Here is a 2,864-nt window from a genome sequence, read left to right as displayed (position 1 = left end):
AAATAAAGTCCTAGACTGCCATAGATCATTACATCTCACCTGGCGTTTTCTGCCCAATGGGAGGGATATGCCGAAGCTTGATCACGGTGAGTATGGCGATCGCGATCATAAGCCCGCCGCTAACGCCCACAACAGTATGCATGCCGTGGGTAAAGGCTTTCTGGGCGCCATGAAGAAGGGTTGAACCAATAGGTTCGGGTAAAGCTTTAGCCGCCGACACTGCCCCAGCCAGACTTTCACGGTAGGCTCCGGATGTTAACGGTATAACATCTCTCGGTATGAAGCCAGCAATTTGAGTGCGGTACACGTATGTTCCGATGCTCCCTAATACAGCGATCCCAAGTGCGAATGCGAATTCACCGCTCGTCTGCAGCAAGGACGCCGCCGAACCCGCTTTCGCTGGCGGGGCCGATCCGATAATTAGATCGCTGGACAAGCTCGCAAACGGGGCCACTCCCGCATTAAAAAAGATATAACCGACGATCAGGGTAGAGAGTCCGGATCCCGCCTCTACCTGGGACAGTAAAATACAACCAGTCGCTGAGACGGCAAGGCCTGCCCCGATAAGGTGCGACGGTCGAACTCGCCGAGCGATGATCGGCGACAACAACATACCCGCCATAGACGCAACCACTCCCGGGAGCATGCACATCGCTGCTGCAAGCGGCGAGAGTCCTTCCACGAATTGAAGATGCTGTGCGATGAAGAGCATGGAAGCGCCTGTCAAAGTGATGCCGAACAAGCCGCCCAGTGCTGTGCTGAAGGCCGGATTTGCAAATAGGCGCAAGTCCATTAGCGGACTGTCCAACCGTTGCTGCCGTCTTACGAATAACGTCCCGAAAACAACTCCAGCCGCGAGGGCAATGAGCGGCAGAGTCTGTAGACCTTGCTTAGCCATTTCCTTTAGGCCGTATATGGCCGGTAGAATGGTACACATCGACAGCACGACGCTAGTCATATCCAAATGACCAGGTGCGGGATCCCGATATTCAGGCAGAAGATGGGACGCAGTCAACAACAGCAGCGCCATGACTGGAACCCCGAGTAGAAAAATCGAACCCCATGAAAAATGCTCCAGCATCATCCCGCCGACTACTGGGCCAAGCGCCATGCCTCCCATGGAGCACATGAACCATACGCCTATGGCGAGGGAACGCTGCTTATGATCGCGGAACATATTCCTGATTAAAGCCAGGGACGAAGGCGATACCGTCGCCCCGGCTATGCCGAGCAGCGCCCGTGCTGCAATCAGCATTCCAGAGGTGTTGGAATAAGCGGCCAACACCGAAGCTGCACCGAATGCCGCGGCGCCGATCATCAGTAGCTTACGGCGGCCAATCCGATCTCCAAGCGAACCCATCGTGATTAGAAAACCCGAAAGCATGAAGCCGTATATGTCCATGATCCAGAGCTGTTCTGTACCGTCAGCGCCGATAGAGACGCTTATGTGAGGAAGGGCGAGAATCATGACGGACAAGTCGAGCGAAACGAGCAGTGCAGGCAATGAAAGCACGGCAAGTCCAATCCATTCGTTCAAACCGGCCCGGTTACTCGATTCAAGCGCAGCATTTTTCATTGGCCGTCAAGAACCTCTCCAAGTCGATCCAACATCACCTTTGTTCCGTGTTCACGCTGTTCAGGCGTATCGAGACCGTCCAGAAAAACGCCCTGCTCGGTATAGATCAAGCACGTGCCGCCGTCCACGAAATCGAATTCCACCGTCGTCACGGAAACAGAAATCCGCTTGTCTTCCATGTCGAGCGTGTATGAGTATACAATTCTCTCATTCTGAACAATTTCCTGATAGCAGGCATCAAATGTGTAAACGGGTCCCCCAGGCGGACCACCGCGATTGAATTCACGGCCGCCGACACGGAAGTCGAACTCGTCGGCTTTAGGAAACCAACTGGCTTTGGCTGCTTGACCCGCCCATGCAGCGAATACACGGGCAGGAGAATGTTTATAGTGCCTTTCGATGACAAATGTGGAATGTTTGGCAGATCTTTCACTCACTGTCGAAACCTCCTTGTCCGGGCTCTTCCGGATGCTCATCTAAATATTCACCAAGTCGGTCGAGGTGGCGATCCATACTCGATTTTCTCTCGGCGAAAAACTTCTCATGATTCATTCTCATCGTCCGTATGATGTTCATGAAATGCTCAACGGTAAACGGTTCGTTCCTCTGCATCCGACTCGATACATTTTCAAGCTCGTGCAAGAGTTTCTGCTGCATGCGGATACTTTCTTTCAGGCTGTCAATTTGAATGGTAACAATGTCTGACAGGCTGAGCTGGTCTCCGGTCATAACGGCTTTAATCTGCTCCAGGGATAACCCCAACTCCTTTAAGGACAAAATTTGCTGTAGGCGAGAAATGTCCTTTTCGGTGTAGAGTCTGTATCCGGATGGAGAATAGCCGGATGGAGAAAACAAACCTATCTGATCGTAAAAACGTAAAGTTCGTATCGTAATTCCTGCCATCTTCGCAAGTTCTCCGACTTTCCAATGTCGTTTCATGATCAGCCCCTTTCTTGATCGCTAGCGTTTCACCGGTAATTTCACTATAAACCGTTACGTTACGTAATGGTCAAGGATGCTTTTGAAGTTTTTTCCAATGCGAAAGTGAGCTTGCCCGTTAGCGTTCCATATCCCTAAGAGTTTAAAACTTTATTTTCTCGAAACATTTCGAAGCCCCTTCTTCCTGCTTTTTTGTTTACAATGGATAACAGGATGTTGAATTGGTTTGAAAGGATGTCGTACATGAGCAAAACAGTTGTACTGGCAGAAAAGCCTTCGGTTGGACGCGACATTGCCAAAGTATTGCAGTGTCACAAAAAAGGAAACGGCTTTTTTGAGGGAGATAAAT

The 2,864-nt window shown here is 50.9% G+C and carries 3 protein-coding genes; all 3 read right to left on the bottom strand.

Annotated elements, in window-relative coordinates; all coding sequences use genetic code 11:
- Positions 1–28: 28 nt before the first annotated feature.
- The 3 genes from C7R94_RS28320 to C7R94_RS28310 are packed head-to-tail and all read right to left on the bottom strand — an operon-like array spanning position 29 to position 2,515.
- On the bottom strand, positions 29–1,576 hold the full coding sequence (locus C7R94_RS28320; protein WP_106785887.1) for an MFS transporter: 1,548 nt from the start codon (positions 1,574–1,576) through the stop codon (positions 29–31).
- Positions 1,573–2,013, bottom strand: a complete 441-nt coding sequence (locus C7R94_RS28315) for an SRPBCC family protein (RefSeq protein ID WP_106785886.1) — start codon at positions 2,011–2,013, stop codon at positions 1,573–1,575. The genes C7R94_RS28320 and C7R94_RS28315 overlap by 4 nt, the downstream gene beginning before the upstream one ends.
- Positions 2,006–2,515: a MerR family transcriptional regulator gene (locus C7R94_RS28310; protein ID WP_106785885.1), complete on the bottom strand. Its 510-nt coding sequence runs from the start codon at positions 2,513–2,515 to the stop codon at positions 2,006–2,008. Before C7R94_RS28310 ends, C7R94_RS28315 begins: the two co-directional genes overlap by 8 nt.
- Positions 2,516–2,864 lie beyond the last annotated feature (349 nt).

Origin of the sequence: Brevibacillus sp. NRRL NRS-603, from assembly GCF_003013445.1 — a bacterium.
In the GTDB taxonomy this organism is placed as follows: Bacteria; Bacillota; Bacilli; order Brevibacillales; family Brevibacillaceae; genus Brevibacillus; species Brevibacillus formosus.
Note: the sequence above shows the minus strand (reverse complement) of the source record. Positions and strands in the feature narration are given on the sequence as shown.

What these genes read in the sequence shown, in the direction of transcription:
- C7R94_RS28320 (WP_106785887.1), bottom strand. Translation starts at nt 1,576, where the DNA reads ATGAAAAATGCTGCGCTTGAATCGAGTAACCGGGCCGGTTTGAACGAA.
- C7R94_RS28310 (WP_106785885.1), bottom strand. Translation starts at nt 2,515, where the DNA reads ATGAAACGACATTGGAAAGTCGGAGAACTTGCGAAGATGGCAGGAATT.